This is a genomic window from Streptacidiphilus jeojiensis (assembly GCF_042510965.1).
Taxonomy (GTDB): Bacteria; Actinomycetota; Actinomycetes; order Streptomycetales; family Streptomycetaceae; genus Streptacidiphilus; species Streptacidiphilus jeojiensis.
This window is the reverse complement of sequence record NZ_JBEUKS010000004.1, coordinates 393268-412885: the sequence shown is the minus strand read 5'-3', so window position 1 is coordinate 412885 and position 19618 is coordinate 393268. Positions and strand designations below refer to the sequence as shown.

General features: G+C 70.9%; 15 protein-coding genes. 10 read left to right on the top strand and 5 right to left on the bottom strand.

Annotated elements, in window-relative coordinates; all coding sequences use genetic code 11:
• Positions 1-18 precede the first annotated feature (18 nt).
• Genes ABUW04_RS14175 through ABUW04_RS14165 form a run of 3 tightly spaced genes read right to left on the bottom strand, consistent with a single transcriptional unit; the run spans position 19 to position 2735 of the window.
• The gene (locus ABUW04_RS14175) at positions 19-1107 is read right to left on the bottom strand and encodes a hypothetical protein (RefSeq protein WP_380564825.1); all 1089 of its coding nucleotides are present in this window, start codon (positions 1105-1107) and stop codon (positions 19-21) included.
• On the bottom strand, positions 1104-1760 hold the full coding sequence (locus ABUW04_RS14170; RefSeq protein WP_380564823.1) for a SigE family RNA polymerase sigma factor: 657 nt from the start codon (positions 1758-1760) through the stop codon (positions 1104-1106). Before ABUW04_RS14170 ends, ABUW04_RS14175 begins: the two co-directional genes overlap by 4 nt.
• Before the next feature lie 36 nt (positions 1761-1796).
• Positions 1797-2735 carry a hypothetical protein gene (locus ABUW04_RS14165; protein ID WP_380564821.1) on the bottom strand — a complete coding sequence of 313 codons (939 nt, stop codon included), beginning with the start codon at positions 2733-2735 and terminating at the stop codon, positions 1797-1799.
• Between the two features lie 151 nt (positions 2736-2886).
• Here ABUW04_RS14165 and ABUW04_RS14160 point away from each other — a divergent pair, with 151 nt between their 5' ends.
• A complete protein-coding gene (locus tag ABUW04_RS14160) occupies positions 2887-3885 on the top strand; it encodes a helix-turn-helix domain-containing protein (protein WP_380564819.1) in 999 nt (332 codons plus the stop codon).
• A 184-nt stretch (positions 3886-4069) separates the two neighbouring features.
• Here the strand turns inward: ABUW04_RS14160 and ABUW04_RS14155 are convergent, their stop codons facing one another.
• Both ABUW04_RS14155 and ABUW04_RS14150 read right to left on the bottom strand, forming a co-directional pair.
• A complete protein-coding gene (locus ABUW04_RS14155; RefSeq protein ID WP_380564817.1) occupies positions 4070-4831 on the bottom strand; it encodes a MerR family transcriptional regulator in 762 nt (253 codons plus the stop codon).
• A gap of 85 nt (positions 4832-4916) precedes the next feature.
• Positions 4917-5567, bottom strand: coding sequence for an ATP-binding protein (locus tag ABUW04_RS14150; RefSeq protein ID WP_030253536.1), 651 nt, complete (start codon positions 5565-5567; stop codon positions 4917-4919).
• A gap of 244 nt (positions 5568-5811) precedes the next feature.
• Here ABUW04_RS14150 and ABUW04_RS14145 point away from each other — a divergent pair, with 244 nt between their 5' ends.
• From ABUW04_RS14145 to pheA, 9 genes are all read left to right on the top strand, one after another.
• Positions 5812-6738 (top strand): hypothetical protein, encoded by a 927-nt coding sequence (locus ABUW04_RS14145; protein ID WP_380564814.1) that lies wholly within the window; start codon positions 5812-5814, stop codon positions 6736-6738.
• A gap of 94 nt (positions 6739-6832) precedes the next feature.
• The gene (locus ABUW04_RS14140) at positions 6833-7639 is read left to right on the top strand and encodes a YcnI family copper-binding membrane protein (protein ID WP_380564812.1); all 807 of its coding nucleotides are present in this window, start codon (positions 6833-6835) and stop codon (positions 7637-7639) included.
• A 145-nt stretch (positions 7640-7784) separates the two neighbouring features.
• On the top strand, positions 7785-8465 hold the full coding sequence (locus ABUW04_RS14135; RefSeq protein ID WP_051725233.1) for an SCO family protein: 681 nt from the start codon (positions 7785-7787) through the stop codon (positions 8463-8465).
• The gene (locus tag ABUW04_RS14130; protein WP_380564810.1) at positions 8462-8953 is read left to right on the top strand and encodes a copper chaperone PCu(A)C; all 492 of its coding nucleotides are present in this window, start codon (positions 8462-8464) and stop codon (positions 8951-8953) included. The genes ABUW04_RS14135 and ABUW04_RS14130 overlap by 4 nt, the downstream gene beginning before the upstream one ends.
• Before the next feature lie 14 nt (positions 8954-8967).
• Positions 8968-10974 carry a copper resistance protein CopC gene (locus ABUW04_RS14125; RefSeq protein WP_380564808.1) on the top strand — a complete coding sequence of 669 codons (2007 nt, stop codon included), beginning with the start codon at positions 8968-8970 and terminating at the stop codon, positions 10972-10974.
• Between the two features lies 1 nt (position 10975).
• On the top strand, positions 10976-12235 hold the full coding sequence (efeB, locus tag ABUW04_RS14120; RefSeq protein ID WP_380564806.1) for an iron uptake transporter deferrochelatase/peroxidase subunit: 1260 nt from the start codon (positions 10976-10978) through the stop codon (positions 12233-12235).
• A 126-nt stretch (positions 12236-12361) separates the two neighbouring features.
• Positions 12362-15190, top strand: coding sequence for a PKD domain-containing protein (locus ABUW04_RS14115; RefSeq protein WP_380564804.1), 2829 nt, complete (start codon positions 12362-12364; stop codon positions 15188-15190).
• 40 nt (positions 15191-15230) lie between these two features.
• Positions 15231-18095: a hypothetical protein gene (locus ABUW04_RS14110; protein WP_380564802.1), complete on the top strand. Its 2865-nt coding sequence runs from the start codon at positions 15231-15233 to the stop codon at positions 18093-18095.
• Positions 18096-18243: 148 nt separating this feature from the next.
• Positions 18244-19176, top strand: a complete 933-nt coding sequence (gene pheA / locus ABUW04_RS14105) for a prephenate dehydratase (RefSeq protein WP_380564800.1) — start codon at positions 18244-18246, stop codon at positions 19174-19176.
• The last annotated feature ends 442 nt before the right edge of the window (positions 19177-19618 follow it).

The following is a 19618-nucleotide window of genomic DNA, read 5'->3' as shown; positions in this document are numbered from 1 at the left end:
TCCGGCTCGGTGGGGGTGTCAGCGGGGGTAGGCGCCGAGCCGGGTGGCCATGGCGGCCAGGACTCGGGCGGCATCGGTGGAGGGGTCGAGCTGATCGCCGGATCCCTGGATGTCCACCATCGTCAGGACATTGCCGGAGCGCGCGAACAACTCCTGGGCGTCGGCGGGCAGATCCGGCATGTCGGCCGGCTTGCCCGCGGTGTCCCGTGCCACGAAGCGGTAGCCGAAGCCCGATGCCCCGGTGGCGGTTCGGGTGACCTGGAAGACCAGCTTCCTGCCCGACGTCATGTCGGTCTGCCCCCGGGCGCTCAGGCGCGACGCACAGTCCGTGTAGTCGTGCTGGACGGCGTCCAGCGCGGCCGCCGCGGTGCCGGCGTCCTTGAAGTAGAACGTCACCTGCGCCGCCTGCGGGGCACTGGACCCGGTGAACGAGGAGGCGTTGAAGTCGAGCGTCGATATCGACTCGGTGCCCAGTTCGGTGGTGGGGTCTCCGCTGCCGCAGGTGTAGAGCCACTGGAAGGCACCGGTGGTATTGGACGGTGTGGCCCCGCCGCTCGGCTTCCATCGGAACTGCGTGTCGAGCGGGTACTCGGACGGCTGGAGCCAGGCCGCCGCGACGTACTGACCCGAGGCCGCGTCGGCCCCGGTCGTCGGGGTCGACGTGGCCGGAGCGCTCGCCGACGCGCCCGGACCGGTCGAGGCGGGGGACGAGGACCCCGGCGCCGAGGGCGACGTCGAGGACGGCTGCGACGGTGAGGACGAGAGCGAGGGCGAGGGCGAGTCCGAAGGCGAGGCTGGCGGCGACGGACGCGGTGACGGCGCGGTGCTCGCGCTGACGGCCGGGCCGACCGTGTGGTCCGCGCTGGTCCGGACGCCGTCGAAGCTGAAGTAGCCGATCATTCCCGCCGCGGCCAGGCCGACCAGCGGCAGCGTGATCGTGTAGAGATGCCGGGTGCGGCGGACGGTGGTCGCGGGCGGGGCCGCCGGGCGCAGGTCGTTGGGGCCGACTTGGGCGGCCCGCTCCCCGAGCGCGGCCCGGAGCAGTCGCTCCACCGGGCGCTCATCCTCGGGCCGGTCGGGGTCGTGCGGCTTTCCGGGGTCGGTCATCGCACCTGCTCCAGCTTCTTCTCGAGGGCGTCGAGAGCCCTGCTGGCAGTCGACTTCACTGCACCGCGGGACAGGTTGAGGGTCTCTGCTATCTGCGCCTCGGTCAGGTCCGACCAGTAGCGCAGCACCAGCACCTCACGTTGACGATCGGTCAGTTCACGCAGGGCGGCCAGCACCCGGCGGTGCTCGTCGTTGAGGACCGCCTGGTCCTCGGCGGACCCCGCGTCCGGCTCGTGCGGCGGGACGTAGGCCCGTGCGGTCTGCCGTCGTCGCAGCACTGATCGGGCGTTGTTGACCACGGTGGTGCGCAGATAGGCGAGCGCGTTGTCGAGGTCGTCGAGGCGTTCACCGTGACGCTGGTACAGCGCGGTGAAGGACTCCTGCACCACGTCCTCGGCGTTCTGCAAATCGTCCACCAGCAGGATCGCCAGCCTGACCAGGCCCAGGCGGTGGTGGTGGTAGAGATCGGTGAGGGTGGGCGACTGCTCCTCCTCGTGCTCCGCCTCGCCGCCCCTCAGGAGCCGGAATCGTGGACGCTGCGGCGGTTCCACCTCGGCGGCCGCCCCGAAGAGCGCCACCAGCAGGCGGCGCAGCCCCCCTCGGGCCGGTCTGCCGAACGGCGTCACCCCGGCAGGTGCTGTCAGTGCGGACATGATCCCCCCTGGTCGTGATCTTGTAAGCGACCGAGATTATCCACGCCGCCCGCGGCGCAGCCGCAGGGAGAGGGTCACCACGAGTCCACCCAGGGCCAGCAGACCTGCCCCGAGGGCGGCGAGCGGGGTGGTGGGAGTGGAGGCACCCGTGCGGGCGAGCTGCGGGGCGCCGGTCGCCGGCGAGGTGGACGCGGGGGTGGTGACGGGCGCGGTGGTAGCCGGGGCGGTGGTCGCCGGCGCGGACGCCTTCGCGGAGGCGGAGGCGGAGGAGGTGGGCGAGGCGCCGGCCGAGTGGGTCGCGGTCACAGATGCGCTGGGGGTGGAAGTGGAGGTGGAGGAGGCAGCGGGGCGCGTCACGGCTATGGGGTCGCCGTTGTCACCGGACGGCTTGACGAACTGGTCGGAGCCGTCCGCGATGACCGCATCGAGGAAGTCGAAGCTGGTGAGCTGGGCTGCCACGCCGGGGTCGACAGTCAGCCGGAACTTCTGCGACCAGTGGGCGCCCGCCGCCAGCGGGTGGTCCACCACGGTGCTGTTGATGCCCATCGCCGGGTCGCAGCCGGTCGCGAGCGGAACGTTCTTCCACACCCCACCGATCAGGGCCTGCAGATGGGTGTTGGCGGGGGTCATCCCGCCGAGCCGGTCGCCCCCGACACTGACCCAGCCCATGAAGCTGGGCTCCACGGCGACGTTCCGGTAGCCGGCGCCGGTGCCGTTGTACTCGCTGAGGGTGAACTCCCAGGGCGAACCGACGGTCATCGGAGCGATCGGCGCGCTGTATCCGAGGCTGATGCCGCCGTGGTGGACCGGCGCGTTCTTGACCGGGTGAGCACCGGGGCGGTCGACGATGACCGTGTCACCGCCGCAGTTGGTCTGCGCCTGGGCAGCGCCGGCCCCGGCCACGCCGAGGGCGGCGGCCACGACGGCAACAGCGGTGATGTTCTTCGCAATACGTGACGAAAGGTATGCGCTCATGACGGAGTTCCCCCACAGGTGTCGTATCTCGGTTTTTGAAGGCGCTCCCCGCGCCTTCATAGCCATAGACGTCCATCCCCCGGCGAGGTTGCGGGTGGGTTCAAAGTTTCTTTGGACTGGCGTGAACTGTCCCTCCCGCTAAGATCCCGCCATGCTGACCATCGCCTCGCGCCCGCCGTCCGAGAGCGCGCACACGGTCGCCGTGCTCGCGTTCGACGGCATGGCGCCATTCGAACTCGGCGTCGTGGTCGAGGTGTTCGGACTGCACCGGCCCGAGCTCGGTGAACTCCCCTGGTACGAGCTGAAGGTCTGCGCCGAGCAGCCGGGGCGGGAGCTGCGGGCCGTCGGCGGGTTCAGCCTGAAGGCCGAGCACGGCTTGGACGTGCTGGCCGCCGCGGACACCGTGATCGTGCCCGGCGTCCCCGACGCCGGGGGCGCGGTGTCGCCGGCGCTGGTCGCGGCGGTGCAGGCGGCGCATGCGCGCGGCGCGCGGCTGGTGTCGATCTGCTCGGGCGCCTTCGCCCTGGCCGCGGCCGGGCTGCTGGACGGCCGGCGGGCCACCACGCACTGGCGCTACGCCGCGCTGCTCGCGGAGCGGTACCCGGGGGTGGAGGTCGATCCCGACGTCCTCTATGTCGACAACGGCAGTGTGCTGACCAGCGCCGGCAGCGCGGCCGGCATCGACCTCTGCCTCTACCTGGTCCGCAGCGACCACGGCGCGCGGGTGGCCAACGCGGTCGCCCGCCGCTTCGTGGTGCCGCCGCACCGGGAGGGCGGGCAGGCCCAGTTCATCGAGGCGGCGGTGCGGCCGGTGGCCGAGGAGGACGACGGGGTGGCCCGCAGCATGGCCTGGGCGCTCGGTCGGCTGGCGCAGCCGCTGACCGTGTCGGCGCTGGCACGGGTCGCACGGATGTCGGAGCGGTCGTACCTGCGGCACTTCACCCGTCGCAACGGGACCAGCCCGATCCGGTGGGTGGTCGCACAGCGGGTGGCGGCCAGCCTCCCGCTGCTGGAAGCCGGGGACGGCACCGTCGAGGAGGTCGCCGCGGCGGTCGGCTTCGACAGCCCGGCCACCTACCGCCACCACTTCACCCGCGCCATGCGAACCACCCCCACCGGGTACCGGCGTTCCTTCGGAACGGCGGCGTAGTCGTCTTTTCAGGGGCGCGGGGAACTGCGCTGCCGACCATGCACCTCCGTAGCGGGTTGGTCGCGCAGTTCCCCGCGCCCCTGGGGTGCTGCAACTGGCCCGGTTGCATGTGTTTTTAGGGGCGCGGGGCTCTGCTTGCTTCAAAGGCGTGCGCGAACAGCAACCATCGCCAACCTTGAGCCCGCTACCGACCCTCGCCCCGGTCCGCGTTGGCGAGGACGGCGTCGTGGAACCACTGGGCCGCGCCCTCCGCCAGGTCCTCGTAGGTGGCCTGGAAGCGCTCGTCGGCGACGAACATCTCGGCCAGCCCCCGCTGCATGGTGTAGCTGCAGTCGTAGAAGTTGCGGCAGATGTGCTGCCGGTGCTCCTCGGCGATGTCCATCGCCACCTCGCTGTCGGCGGCCGCGCCGCCCCGCACCGCCGCCGAGATGCGCCGCATGATCTCGTCGCCCTCGGCCTTGATCCGGATCCAGTCGTCCTTGCTGAGCTTCGCCGTCCGCTGCTGGGACTGCTTCCACGCGTCGGACCCGCCCCAGCGTTCCTGCGCCTCGTCCTCGTACTCCTGGTAGCCCTCGCCGAAGATCTCGAACTTCTCCTCGGGGGTCAGCTTGATTCCCATGGTGCGTGCCTCCAGTGCTTCCGCTACGGCCGCCGCCATCCGCTGGAGCCGCTCGATCCGCCCGGTGAGCAGCGCATGCTGACGCCGCAGGTGCTCGGAGGGCGCGACCTCGCGGTCGTCCAGGATGGTGGCGATCTCTTCGAGGGAGAACCCGAGCTCGCGGTAGAACAGGATCTGCTGCAACCGGTCCAGGTCGGCGTCGTCGTAGCGGCGGTAGCCGGACGCCGTGCGACCGCTCGGCGTCAGCAGCTCGATCTCGTCGTAGTGGTGCAGGGTGCGCACCGTGGTCCTGGCGAAGCCGGCGACCTGGCCCACCGAGTAGCTCATGGCTCTCTCCCTTCCGCGGACCAGCCTGGATCCTCACGTCGCGTGAGGGTCAAGCGGACCGGGACCGGACCGGGAGGGGTCCCGCTCAGGAGGCGTGCAGCAGCGGCCGGTCGCGGTACTTCAGCACCTTGTCGAAGGAGACCACGGCGCCGCTGCCGGGGTGGTTCCGGAACTGCACATGGTCCATCAGCGCCCGGATCAGGAACAGCCCGCGGCCGTTCTCCGCGCACAGGTCGGGCAGTTCGTGGCCGGCGTCGGCGAAGGCCGCCGCGGTCTCGCCGGGGCCGAGGTCCAGGCCGGCGGCGGGACGGCCCGCCCGCACCGGGACCGGAACCGGACGGGTACGGGCAGGCGCGGCCCGGCGGCGGCCGTGCCGACTGCGGGCCGTCACGCAGGGACGGATCCGGGTCGACGCCGGGGTCTCGGCCGCGGTCCCGGGGGCGGGCGAGGCGCAGTCGGGGTCGGCCGAGAAGCCGGGACCGGTGTCGGTGATCTCGACCCGCAGGCAGCCGTCCTCGATGGTCGCGGTGACCTGGAACCCGCTGTCCTCGCCGGTGTCCGTCAGATGCGCCGCGTGCTCCACCGCGTTGGCACAGGCTTCGGTGAGGGCGACGCCGACCTCGTGCGAGATGTCGGGGTCGACACCGGCCGAGGCCATGGTCCCCAACAGGATGCGTCGGGCGAGCGGAACGCTCGCCGGCTCACGCCGAAGGTGCAGAGACCACCAGATGTCCACGGCAGGCTCCTCCTGGCTGCGGCTCCACATACCACTACCTATAACCGACCGTCAGGGGAATCAATCGTCACGGCGGGAACTTGTCACCCCCTTAGCGGACGTACCGAAGCGGAGCGCGTAGTGGGAGGCATCGCCGGGGCGTATCCACGAGCGCGTACGCGGGCGCACGCTCCACCCGTAGGAGCGGTCTTCGCGGCACCCAGCCGCAGCCGGCCCCGGGCACGGTGAGAGACTGACCGACGTCATGTCTGTGTCCCCAGCCGCCCCGGCCGCCACGCCGGACCGCGCCGCCGCGCTGGACCTCCGCATGCTGAGGGCACTGCCCTTCGCGGTGGTCTGCGTCGTCGTGTCCGCGCTCGGGCACTGCCTCGGCGGTGGCGGACGGATCCCGACGGCCGCGCTGCTGCTCGGCGGCCTCGCCGTGTGGGCGATCGCGACGGCGCTGGCCGGACGGGAACGACGGCTGCCGTCCATCGTCGGGGCCCTGGCGGCGGGCCAGCTGGGCCTGCACCTGCTGTTCCACCAGGCGGCCATGGGCAGCATGGCGGGCATGCAGGGCATGAGCGGCATGGATGGCATGTCCGGCATGAGTGGCATGAGTGGCATGAGTGGCATGACAGGTATGGCAGGCATGGACGGCGTCGGGAGCTCGTCCGGCAGCGGCAGCGCCCTCGCCGCGCTCGCCGCCAAGCTGCTCTGCGGCCCGGCCGGTTCGGCCACGGCCGCGCTGCCGCGCGGCACCACCGCCGCACAGATCGTCCAGCGGGCCGGCATCGACCCGCACCTGGTGGTCAGCGGCACCACCCCGCAGCTGTCCTCGTTCTGGACCCACAGCGGGCTGCTGGGACTCACCCCGCTGATGCTGCTGGGCCACCTCCTCGCCGCGCTCACCGCCGGCTGGTGGCTCCGCCGCGGCGAGGCGGCGCTCTGGCGGCTGCTCCGGCTCACCGGCCAGGTCGCCGAGACCCTCGCGCAGACCTGGACCGCGCCGCTGCGCACCCTGCTCGCCCTCGCCGCCGCGCTGCTGCGCGGCCGGCTCGGCGGCTCCGAGGACGGCGCCGCGGCCGTCCGCCGGCGGCACGGCCGGGAGCGACGGCAACGGCCGCGCGGCGCACTGCTGCGCCACCAGGTGGTCAGGCGCGGGCCCCCGCTGGGCGCCCTTCCGGCCTGACCCGCCCCGACGCCGCATCTCTCCGGCAGTACGGGCAGGGCAGGTCGGCCATGCCTCCCTGCCCCCGTACCTCCACCGCTGGAGAGTTGCCACCATGCGTTCCACCATCCTGTCGGCGTCACGCCGTTCCGAACCACGCCGGTCCGAGTCGCGCCCCGAACCACGCCGTCCCAAGCTGCTGCGCAGCCGTGCGGCGGCCGTCACCGGTCTCGCCGCGACGGCCCTGCTGCTGCTCGCCGGGCCCGCCTCGGCGCACGTCACCGTCAACCCCGGCACCGCCGTCCAGGGCAGCTACACCGAGGTGAACGTCCGCGTCCCCAACGAGGAGACCAGCACCAACACCACCAAGGTGGAGCTGTACCTGCCGGTCGACCACCCGATCGCCTCGGTGGCCACCGAGGCGATCCCCGGTTGGACCGTCACCGTGCAGAAGACCAAGCTGACCAAGCCGATCACCACCGACGACGGCCAGGTCACCGAGGCGGTCTCGGAGATCACCTGGAGCGGCGGCACGATCAAGCCCGGCCAGTTCCAGGACTTCGCGCTGTCGCTGGGCCCGCTGCCCACCGACACCGACTCGCTCACCTTCAAGGCACTGCAGACCTACAGCGACGGCTCGGTCGTCCGCTGGATCCAGCCGACCGTCGCCGGCCAGGCCGAGCCGGCCAACCCGGCCCCGGTGCTGCGACTGACCGCTGCGGCCGCCTCCGGCAGCAGTGACAGCGCCTCCGCCTCGGCGCAGCCGAGCGTCACCACCACGACGGCCGCCACCAAGGTCGGCAGCGACACCACGGCCCGGGTGCTCGCCGGCGTCGGCGTGGTGATCGGCCTGCTCGGCGTCGGCTTCGGCTTCCTCGGCTGGCGCCGCGGCGGCTCTCCGCGCGGCACCGGCGGCGAGTGATCTGATCCCGCGCGGGGGCGGGCCTTCGGCCCTCCCCACCGGCCGGGTCCGGAAGGCCCGCCCCCGCGCACCGGCACCCCCCTTGAACCCAGAAGGTCCCCGGACCAGCCGAACGAACAGCCTCGCCGTAGGAATGGACCGCGTCATGAATGAACCGAAGCCGCCGCACCTCCGCCGCCGCTCCCTGCTCACCGGTGCCGTCGCCGCCTCCGCCGGCCTGCTGCTCGCCGCCTGCGGCAGTTCCTCGGGATCGTCCTCCGGCGACAGCACCGGCACCGTCAACCAGTTGAGCGGCCAGAGCAGCTCCGGCTACCAGGGCGTCAGCCTCGGCCGGACCTTCGACAAGCCCGCCGCGACCTTCACCGACACCAGCGGCAAGCCCTTCGACATCGCCAAGCAGACCGCCGGCAAGGCGGTGCTGCTCTACTTCGGCTACACCCACTGCCCCGACGTCTGCCCGACCACCATCGGCGACATCGCGGTGGCGATCTCCAAGCTGCCCAAGGCCCAGCAGAAGTCGGTCGAGGTGGTGTTCGTGACCACCGACCCGGCCCGGGACACCCCGGCCACCCTGCGCAGCTGGCTCAACTCCTTCAACAGCGGCTTCATCGGGCTGACCGGCGACATCAACACCATCATCGCGGCCGCCAAGTCGGTCGGCGTCGCGGTCGAGGCCCCGACCAAGGGCCAGGAACCGGTGCACGGCGCCCAGGTCCTGGCGTACTCGCCGACCGACGGCAAGGCGCACCTCCTCTACACCAGCGGCACCACCTCGGCGACCTACCTGCACGACCTGCCGCTGCTGATCAAAGGGGTGACGGCATGATGCGCAGGGCGGCCCTGGCCGGCGCAGCCGTTGCCGCGGCGCTCGCACTCGGCTTCGGACTGGCGGGCTGCGGCGGCACGTCCACGGCCGGCTCCGCCGCGCGGATCAGCGTGAGCAACGCCTATATACCGCTCTCCGCCACCCCGGACATGGCCGTCGCCTACTTCGACATCAGCAACACCGGTGGCAGCGCCGACCGGCTGACCGGCGTGAGCAGCCCGTCCGTGCAGAGCGCCGCGCTGAACCGGTCCACCGAGACGTCCATGGAGCAGATCGACGGCGTGGACGTGCCCGCGCACGGCGGCGCGCAGCTCGCCCGGGGCGGCACCCATGTGATGCTGATGGGCATCGAACCCGCACCAAGGGTGGGCCAGCAGATCGAGCTGCGGCTGTCGTTCCAGCACTCCGGAACGGTCACGGTCGAGGCCACCGTGCAGCCGCTGACCTACGAGCCCCCGACCGGTTCCCCGACCCCGACGACCAAGTGACGGCCATGCGGACCATGCAGACTGCCCCCCGTACCCGGGTCGCCTCCCTGACCGTCCTGCTCGGGCTGCTGCTCGCGCTGATGCTCGCCGGGGCGACCAGCGCGTCCGCGCACGCCGCGCTGCTGTCCAGCGACCCGGCCCAGAACGCCGTGGTGCAGAGCGCGCCGACGCAGATCGTGCTGCACTTCAGCGAGCAGGTCACGCTGGCGACGGACGACCTCCGGGTGTTCGACCCGTCCGGCAAGCGCGTGGATAGCGGCCCCACCGGGCACAACGGCAGCGACGACACCACCGCCCGAGTGGCGCTGGCGTCCGGCCTGGCCCAGGGCACCTACACGGTGGCCTGGCGCGCCGTCTCCGCCGACACCCACCCGGTCTCCGGCGCCTTCACCTTCTCGTACGGGCACACCTCCAGCACCACCCCGGTGGCCGGGGAGCAGCCGATCAAGGGCACCACCCTGGTCGGCGCCCTCTACGGCGGCTCGCGGACGGTGCAGTACGCCGCCTGCGCGCTGCTGGTCGGCTCGGTGGCGCTGGTGCTGCTGTGCTGGCCGGCCGGGGTGCGGCGGCGCTCGGTGCAGCGGCTGATGCTGGCCGGCTGGGCCGGGCTGCTGCTGGCCACGGTCGCGGAACTGCTGCTGCGCGGGCCGTACGAGGCCGCCACCGGGATCGGTCAGGCCTTCGATCTGACGGTCATTCAACGCACCCTCAGTGAGCATCTGGGGACGATGCTGGTGGTGCGGATGCTGCTGCTCGCAGCGGCGGGCGTGTTCCTGTCGATGCTGGGCGGCCAGAACGGGGTCGGCCGGCCGGCCGGGGACGCCGGGGACTCCGTCGAGGTCGGCGAGGACGGCGAGGACGGCGCGGTCGACGGGGCTGCCGGGATCGCCGGGGAGACGGACCCCGCCACCGAGCGCCGGCTGCGGCTCACCCTCGGCATCGCCGGCGCGGTGATCGCGATCGCTCTCGCCTGCACCTGGGCGCTGGCCGACCACGCCTCGGTCGGCATCCAGGTCGGCCTCGCCGTCCCGCTGGACGTGGTGCACATCCTGGCCATGTCGTTCTGGCTGGGCGGACTGGCCACGGTGCTGGTCGGGCTGCGCACCCCGGTCGCCGAGGGAGGGATCGGCGTCGCCCAGGTGCGGCGGTTCTCCGCGGTGGCGATGGGCTCGGTGTCGGCGCTGGTCGCAACCGGCGTCTACCAGGCCTGGCGCGGCCTGGGCAGTTGGGGAGCCCTGACCTCGACCACCTACGGCCGGCTGCTGCTGGTGAAGATCGGCGCGGTGGTGGTGATCCTCGCCGCGGCCTGGATGTCCCGCCGCTGGACCGCACTGCTCGGCAGCGAGCCGGAGGCGGTGGCGGTCACGGAGGCGGCAACGGCGGCGGCAACGGCAACGGCGGAGGCCGACCCCGCTCAGACGCCCGCCGACGAACCGGACCCGGTCCGCCGCGCGCAGCTCGAACGCCAGGACGCCGCCCGCCGCACGGCGACCGCGCAGCGGGTCCGCGAGGCCAGCCCAGCACGCGGGATGCTGCTGCGCTCCGTCCTGCTGGAGGTGACCTTCGCCGTCATCGTGCTGATCGTCACCACCCTGCTCACCAACGCACCGCCCGGACGCTCCGTCAGCGAGCAGGCCAGGGCCGCGGGGCAGGTGCAGCAGATCACCAGCGGTCCGGCCGACCTCACCCTGCCGTTCGACACCGGCGGTCCCGGCGCCAACGCCAAGGGCAAGGTCAGCATCGAGGTCGATCCGGCCCGGGTGGGCAGCAACGTGCTGCACGCCTATGTCTACGACAGCAACGGCAAGCCCGTGGACGAGCCGGAGCTGGACGTCACCCTCACCCTCCCGGCGAAGAGCCTCGGCCCGCTGCCGGTGAAGCTGTCCAAGCTCGACATCGGCCACTGGGCCGCCTCGGCCCTGCAACTGCCGATGGCGGGCAGCTGGCAGCTGTCGGTGAGCGTCCGCTCGGACGCCATCGACGAGACGACCGTGACCGCGACCATGAACGTGAGCGCTTGAGATGACGCAGGACCAGGACGACAGGCACGACACCCGGCAGGGGCTGTCCCGGCGGCGGCTGCTCGCCACCGCCGGGACTGCGGGCGCGGCCGGCCTCGCCGTCGGCGCGGGCGGCGGTCTGGGCGCGCACGCGCTGGCGGCGGCCCCGGCCGCCACCGCACTGACCTCGCTCGGCGCGGACAGCGTGCCCTTCCACGGCGCGCACCAGGCCGGGATCGTCCAGCCGATGCAGGCGCGGCTGGTGGCCACCGCCTTCGACCTCACCCCGGGCACGGCCCGGCCCGGCCTGGTCTCGCTGATGAAGCGCTGGTCGGCAGCGGCGGCGGCGCTGGCCGAGGGCCGTACCCCGCCCGGCCTGGCCGACGACGACGTGGCCCTGGACGCGGGCCCCTCCTCACTGACCGTCACCTTCGGCTTCGGCGCCTCGGCCTTCCCCAAGATCTCCGCCACCGCCCCCGCGGCCCTCGCCCCGCTCCCCGCCTTCCCCGAGGACGCGCTGGACCGCAGCCGCAGCAACGGCGACCTCTGGGTGCAGGTCTGCGCCGACGACGCCCTGGTCACCCATCACGCCATGCGCACCCTGCAGCGGCTGGCGGCCGGCGCCGCCACGGTCCGCTGGCAGATGAGCGGCTTCAGCCGCTCCCCTGGCGCGACCGCGCAGCCGCACACCGGCCGCAATCTGATGGGGCAGATCGACGGCACCAACAACCCCAAGCCCACCGACTCCACCTTCGACGCCCGGATCTTCGTCCCCGCCAAGGGCGACCCGGCGTGGATGGCCGGCGGCAGCTACGCCGTGTTCCGGCGGATCCGGATGCTGCTGGACAGCTGGGACCAGCAGTCCACGGACCGTCAGGAACGGGTCATCGGCCGCCGCAAGGGCTCCGGCGCCCCGCTGTCCGGGGGAACCGAGACCACCGCCGTCGACCTCGACAAGCAGAACGCCGACGGCTCGCTGGCCATCCCCGGCGACGCCCACATCCGGGTCGCCACCCCGGACGCCAACCAGGGCGCCGCGATGCTCCGCCGCGGCTACTCCTACCACGACGGCTTCCGCAGCGACGGCGCCCCCGACGCCGGCCTGCTCTTCACCGCCTTCCAGGCCGACCCGCTCACCGGCTTCGTCCCGGTCCAGCGCAAGCTCGCCCGCGGCGACGCCCTCTCGGTCTTCATCCGCCACGAATCCAGTGGCCTCTACGCCGTCCCGGGCGGTGTGCCCGCCGGTGGGGGATATGTCGGCCAGTCCCTCCTGGAGTCCTGACCAACCCCCTTGACCTGGAAGCATTCTCACGCGCTACGCTCAGCCCCCACACAGACCTCACACGAAGCACCGGCCGGAGTCAGCAGCGCGCCCACACGCGCTCCCCCGGCCCGGGGGGACATCCGCATGCCGCGCAGACGCGCACTGACCGCAGCCACCGCCGTCACCACCCTGCTCCTCACCGCCCTCGGCACCGCCGCCGCCCGCGCCGACACCCCGACGACGCTGTATGTCGACCGGACGTCCACCGCCTGCAGCGACACCGGGCCGGGCAGTGACGCTGCCCCCTTCTGCACAGCGCAAGCGGCCGCCGACACAGTGGAACCCGGACAGACCGTCATGCTTCGCAACGCAACCGCCTCTGGGCCGGTTGTCATCAGTCGGTCGGGGACGGCAGCGGCACCGATCACCTTCTCCGGAGTGCTCACGAACCAAAGCGTCCCCGGTATTGACGGCGCTCTGCTGACCATCAGGAACGCCCAGTACGTCAACCTCGACAGTCTGCGGACGCATGCGACCGGCGGCGCAGCCTCCGTCGCTCTGGTCAACGCACAGCACATCAACCTGAGTCGGTCGACGCTGATGAGCGCGGGCTCAGGGACCAGGGACGGTCTCGACATCGATGGCAGTTCGTCCGATGTGAACGTGACAGCCAGCAGCTTCCTCGCCTACCTCGGCACTGCAGTCAAGGTGGCCGCCGGTGCGTCCCACGTCACCGTGGCCAGTTCCTGGCTCACTGTCGCACAGGCGAACGACATAGGTCTCGACGCCGAGGGCACGACCGATCTGCGTGTCGCAGGCGTCAGCGTGGAAGTGCAGAACGGGACGGGTCTCAGCATCACCGGAAGCTCATCCGGATCCGTCGAGAACACCGCGATCTCGCCGCTGTCCCATACACAGATCGTCGTTTCGGCCGACTCGGCGGCCTTCGTCACGGCGGACTACAACGCCGTCACAGCGGACCCGAGCACCGACACCTACCGCTCCGCCTACAACTGGGGCGGACAGCGGTTCACGTCGAGCGCGGAGTTCTACGCGGCCACCGGCCAGGGGCGACACGATCTGGACACCCTTGCGCTTGATGCCCCGTTCCCCGCTGTCGCCGACGGGTCCCCGCTGATCGACTCCGGCGACGCCGACGCCCCGGGCGAGTCCGCGACCGACGTCGGCGGTCGTGCCCGTGTCGACGACCCGCTCGTGCCCAACACCGGGACCGGCGCAGGTACGACCGACCGCGGCGACTCCGAGTTCCAGGACCCGCTCACCGTCTCGGCCGTGACGATGGCGCCGACCCAGGGACCGGCGCCCCTGCCGGTGACCGTGACCGCCGCTGTCCAGAACACGTGGTCGACTCCGGTCACCGGCTACACCTTCGACTTCGGCGACGGCACCCCGACCCAGGACTCGACGGTACCGAGCATCAGCCACACGTTCCAGAACCCCGCGTTGGCCGCCGGGGGCACCTACACGGTGACCGTCACCGTGCACGGGGCGGACGGGGTGTCGGGCAAGGGAACGGGAACCATCAAGGTCGGCAGCCCCGGGCCGCTGGTCCCGCACCTGGGCTTCAGCACGTCGTCCACCAGTCCGAGCTCCGTCGGGGCAACCCTCTCCGCCATTTCCCCCTGGGCGGTGACCGGCCACACGGTCGACTTCGGTGACGGCTCACCCGTGGTGCACGCCGACGGACCCAAGCCGCAGCTGCAGCACACCTTCCCCGGCCCGGGGACCTACACGGTCACGGACACCGCCACCGACGCCGGCGGCCGGTCCGCGACGGCCACCCAGCAGGTGACGCTGGGCACGTCCTTCACTCCGCTGGTGTACCCGCCGCGGGTCTTGGACACCCGTATCGGCACCGGGGGACGCAAGGCGAAGATCGGCCCAGGCGGCATCGTGAAGATCAAGGTCGCAGGCGCGCAGGGCATCCCCGCCAAGGGAGTAGCGGCGGTCACGATGAATGTGACCGATGTCAACGCCTCCACCGACGGCGTGATCACCGCTTACCCGGACGGCTCGGCCCGCCCCGGCACCTCCAACCTCAACTTCCGGGCCGGGCAGGTCAACCCCAACCTGGTGACGGTCCCGGTCAGCAACGACGGCTACGTCGACCTCTACAACGCCAGCGGCAGTGTCGACCTCGTCGCCGACATCCAGGGGTACTTCCGCACCTCCCCCGTCAACGCCTGGGATCCGTCCGCTACGTACTACCTGCCGACGACGCCCACCCGGGTCGTCGACACCCGGATCGGCACCGGTGGACAGAAGGCGCCGTTGCAGCCCGGACAGTGCCTCACCCACAGCTTTCCCGCCGTGCTGCCCGGCAACGGCGCGGTGGCGGCGGCAGTACTCAACGTCACCGCGACAGGGGCGAGTTCAGGCGGCTGGATCGGTGTCTACCGCGAGGGATCGGTCCAGTCCATCGCCTCGAACCTGAACTTCCAGGCCGGACAGACCACCTCCAACCTCGTCGTCGTCCCTGTCTCCGACGGCGCTCAGTTCTGCAACCACGCAGGCAGTGTGAGCCTGATCGTCGACGTACAGGGGTACTACTTCTCCTACGGCGGGCAACCGGCCACCGGCTATCTCCCGCTCGCTCCGAGCCGGCTCGTCGACACCCGTAACGGGACCGGGGCGCCCAAGCGGCGTCTGGGCCCCAACTCCACCCTGCGCATCAAGGTCACCGGCACCCACGGCGTCCCCGTCGGTGCCACCGCGGTTACCCTCAACCTGACCGGTATCGGCAGCGACAAGGGCACCTACCTCACCGCCTACAGCGGCGGCACCCGCCCCACCGCGTCCAACATCAACCTCGCCCCCGGCCAGACTCGGCCAATCCTGGCCACCGTCCCCGTCGACAGCAGCGGCTACATCACCGTCTACAACTACAACGGCACCGTCGACGTCGTAGCCGACCTCGAGGGCTACTACGCGCCCGTCGCGCCCCTTCCCTAGCCGCCCGGCCGTACCGAAAAGCCCAGAGGAAGCCTCCCACATGCCGCGCACCCGCGCCGTAATAGCCATCACCAGTGCCGCCCTCCTACTCAGCGGCCTCGGCACAGCCACGGCCCACGCCGAGGCACCGGTCACGGACCTATACGTCAACAGCAGTTCCAGTACCTGCAACCAGACCGGCCCTGGCACACAGGCGATTCCGTTCTGCTCCGTCCAGGAGGCCGCCGACGTGGTGGACCCTGGGCAGACCGTACACATTCTGAGCTCGGCTCAGCCGACGGCACCCATAGTCATCAGCCGATCAGGCACGCCGGACGCACCCGTCTCCTTCGTCGGCTCTGGCTCTTCGCCCGACTTCACCGCCATTGCCGCGCCCTCGGCCCCGAACACAGGTCAAGCCCTGGTCTCCATCGAGAACGCGCAGTATGTCTCGTTGAGCAACCTGCGGCTGGAGTCGCACACGGAGACGGCGGTCAGATCCATCAACTCTCAGCACATAGAACTCGATCACGTCGACGTGATCGGCTCCGATTCCCCTCTCACGCCCGTCGCCTCTCCCGCGGACGGTGTCGACATCGACGGCACGTCGTCCGATGTGGTGATCAGCCACTCCCAGAACCAGGGAAGTGCAGGGAGCGCGATCGCCGCCAAGGCTGGGGCCGCTCATATCGTCCTGGCCAGCGACGCGCTTGTCTCGGTCGGCTCCGCCGTCAACGCGGACAGCGTCGACGACCTCGAAGTCGCGGGCGTCACCATCCTGAACGTCGGCGGTGGAGTCCGGATCACCGGAACGTCCACCGGTTCGGTCGAGAACACGGTGGTAGTCCCCGACTTTCGAACCGGCACGGTCGGCAACGTCGCCGTCTATGTCTCGGCCGAGGCGTCAGGCGGCGTCAGCGCCGACTACAACGTGGTCACCCCCTTCAATAACGGGGCGGAGTACTCCTGGGGCGCCACTGTTTACACGTCCACCTCGGCCTTTCATGCCGCTACCGGCCAGGGCCTGCATGATGTGGACAACCCACCGGGTCTGTCCGCCACCCCCGTGGAAGGGTCGCCCGTCATCGATTCGGGGGACGCCGACGCCCCCGGGGAGTCCAGCACCGACTACCGCGGGCAGCCCCGAGTCGACGACCTCCTGGTGGCGAACACCGGCACGGGCAACGGCTACGTCGACCGGGGCGGCATGGAATACCAGGACCGCTTCTCAGCCTCCGCCACCACGACCACGACCGGCCTCGGCGACCAGACCTATCCGCTGGCCGTCACCACGACCACCTCGGTCAACAATCCCTGGTCGGAAGGTGCCACCTACAGCTACGACTACGGTGACGGCACGAGGCCGACAGTCACCAGGGACCCCAGTCCCCAGCAGCACACGTACACCGGGCCCCCTTCCGACGACAGCGGCGTCTTCACCGTAAGGGTCACCGTCCAACGGGACTCGGGTACGTCGACCACCTTCTCCCAGCGGCTCAGCGTGCTGAAGGACGGCCCACTGGTAGCCGAGGCGTGGCAGTCGACTCTGGCCCATCCGGAGGAAGCCGGGGTGGTCACGCTCTACGACCAGTCGAACGACCCCTACAAGATCACAAAGATCTCCACGGACTGGGGCGACGGCTCCGCTCCCACGGTCTCCGCACCCGAGAATCTCACCCCGGGGAATAGCGAGATCATCCGGCACGGGTACGCCGACCCCGGCGTTCACACCGCCGTACAGACGGTGATCGATGCCGCCGGGCACTCAGTGTCCAACACCGTCCAGGGGGTCGCCGGCACCGCATACGAGGCCTACAGCAGTCCTGAGCGGATCCTCGACACTCGGTCCGGACTCGGAGCGGCGAAGCGCAAGGTCGGTCCAGGAGGCGTCCTGAAGCTGAGGATCACCGGGACGTCAGCAGACACCGGCACTGCACCGACCGCAGTCACCTTGAACGTGACCGATGCCGATGCCACCGCCGCCAGTTGGGTGACCGCCTATCCGGACGGCTCCGCACGTCCCACCGCTTCCAATCTCAACTTCCAGGCCGGACAGAGCAATCCCAACCTGGTTACGGTCCCTGTGGGCGCCGATGGCTGTGTCGACCTCTACAACGCGAGTGGCTACGTCGACCTCATCGCCGACATCCAGGGGGAGTACGACATCACCCCGTCCAACGACGGGCATGCCAGTACGTTCCTGCCGAACACCCCCACCCGGATCCTCGACACCCGTCACGGCATAGGCGTGGCTGCCAAGCCCGTAGGCCCGGGCAGCACCATCTCGGTGCCTCTGCCGTCCTCCCTGGTAGACAGCGGCACCACCGCCGTCATGGTCGATGTGACCGCCACTCAGCCGAGTGCCCGCAGTTGGATCGCCGCCTACGCCGGCGACGGAACATTGCCGACCACGTCCAATCTCAATTTCAGCGTCGGCCAGACCACCTCCAATCTGGTGATCGTCCCGGTGGACAGCTCCCATAAGATCAAGTTCTATAACCGGGCCGGTCAGACCGCGATCATTGCGGATGTCCTCGGTGTTTTCACGAACGAGGCCAGGGGGACCTTCTATGTTCCGCTCGCTCCCGCCCGCCTGGTGGACACCCGCTCCGGACTCGGTACCGCGAAGAAGCGTTTGGGCCCGAACTCGACCCTGCAGATCAACGTCAGCGGCACCCATGGCATCCCTACCGGTGCCACCGCGGTCACCCTCAACCTGACCGGCACGGGCTCAACCGCCGCCACCTACCTCACGGCGTACAGCGGCGGAACAGTCCCGAAGACGTCCAACATCAACCTGGTCCCGGGCCAGACCCGCCCCGTCCTCGTCACTGTCCCCATTCGCGCAGACGGCACCATCCTCATCTACAACTACACCGGCAGCATTGACGTAGTAGCCGACGTCCAGGGCTACTACGCACCGTAGAAGCCCTCGACCTGGAGGATTGCCACGCATCGCAGCAGCAGCGACCATAGGATGAGACCTCGGGACGCCGCGGGGCGGCAGTGGTTACCGTTGCTGTGGTCCACTCTCGTCGGCCGATGGCCGGCAGCCCGTCCTACGGAGGCCCCGGTTGTCCGCGACCCGTTACACCTACCTCGGTCCCGAGGGCACCTTCACCGAGGCCGCGCTGCGCACGCTGCCCGAGGCGGCGACGCGGGAGCTGGTGCCCTCGGTGTCGGTGCCGGCGGCGCTGGACGCGGTGCGGAACGGGGAGGCCGCGGCGGCGCTGGTGCCGATCGAGAACTCGGTGGAGGGCGGGGTCACCGCCACCCTGGACGAGCTGGCCACCGGCCGGCCGCTGATGATCTACCGCGAGGTGCTGCTACCGATCGCGTTCGCACTGCTGGTGCGGCCCGGGACGGCGCTCGCGGACGTGAAGACGGTGAGCGGGCACCCGGTGGCCCAGCCGCAGGTGCGCCGCTGGCTGGCGGAGCACCTGCCGACCGCGCACTGGGAGTCGGCGGCCTCCAACGCGGACGCCGCCCGGCTGGTGCAGGAGGGGCGCTTCGACGGGGCCTTCGCGGGCGAGTTCGCGGCGCCGCTGTACGGGCTGGAGCCGCTGGCCACCGACATCCACGACGCGTCCAGCGCGACCACCCGCTTCGTCCTGGTCGGCCGCCCCGGCCGGACCGCGGCGCCCACCGGCGCCGACAAGACCTCGGCGGTGTTCTGGCTCGCCGACGACCACCCCGGCGCGCTGCTGGAGCTGCTGCAGGAGTGGGCCGTGCGCGGGGTCAACCTGATGCGGATCGAGTCCCGGCCGACCGGTGAGGGCCTGGGCCAGTACTGCTTCTCGGTGGACGCCGAGGGGCACATCACCGACCGCAGGGTCAGCGAGGCGCTGATGGGCCTGCACCGGATCTGCCCCCAGGTGCGCTTCCTCGGGTCCTATCCCCGGGCTGACGAGGTCGCACCGCAGGTCCGCCCCGGTACCTCGGACGAGGAGTTCAGCCGGGCCGCCGACTGGCTCTCCCGCTGCCTGGACGGGCGCGGAGAGCAGTAGTACGTCGCCGGTACCCCTGCCGGCCCATCCCCGGTGATCATGTTGGATCGCTTTGGATCACCTTTTGACGGCACCGCGTTGACGACCCTTCATCCACGGGTGCGAGTTTTCCCCAGGCCAGGCCGGGTGTGGATGGAGGGTGAGTTATCCACAGGCTGGGGATGAATCGACAAATCCCTCTGCGGCGGCCCTGGATCGAGCCCTTCGGATAGATCGGACATTTCGGCATACGGGCCGCCTGTTTCCCTTTTCGCCGCCCGAGGTTCGCCAAAAATCACACCCACGCCACCAAAGCCGAGGTTTAGCCGCCCACCAAGGTGGTCCGGAGTACCATCCCGAGCCCCCTCGGCGATCCACAGGCCGGCTTCGCCAACTGTGGACAAATCCATGAATCCTCGGGAGTCATCGAGATATCCACAGGGCGGAGCGGGTTATCCCCAGG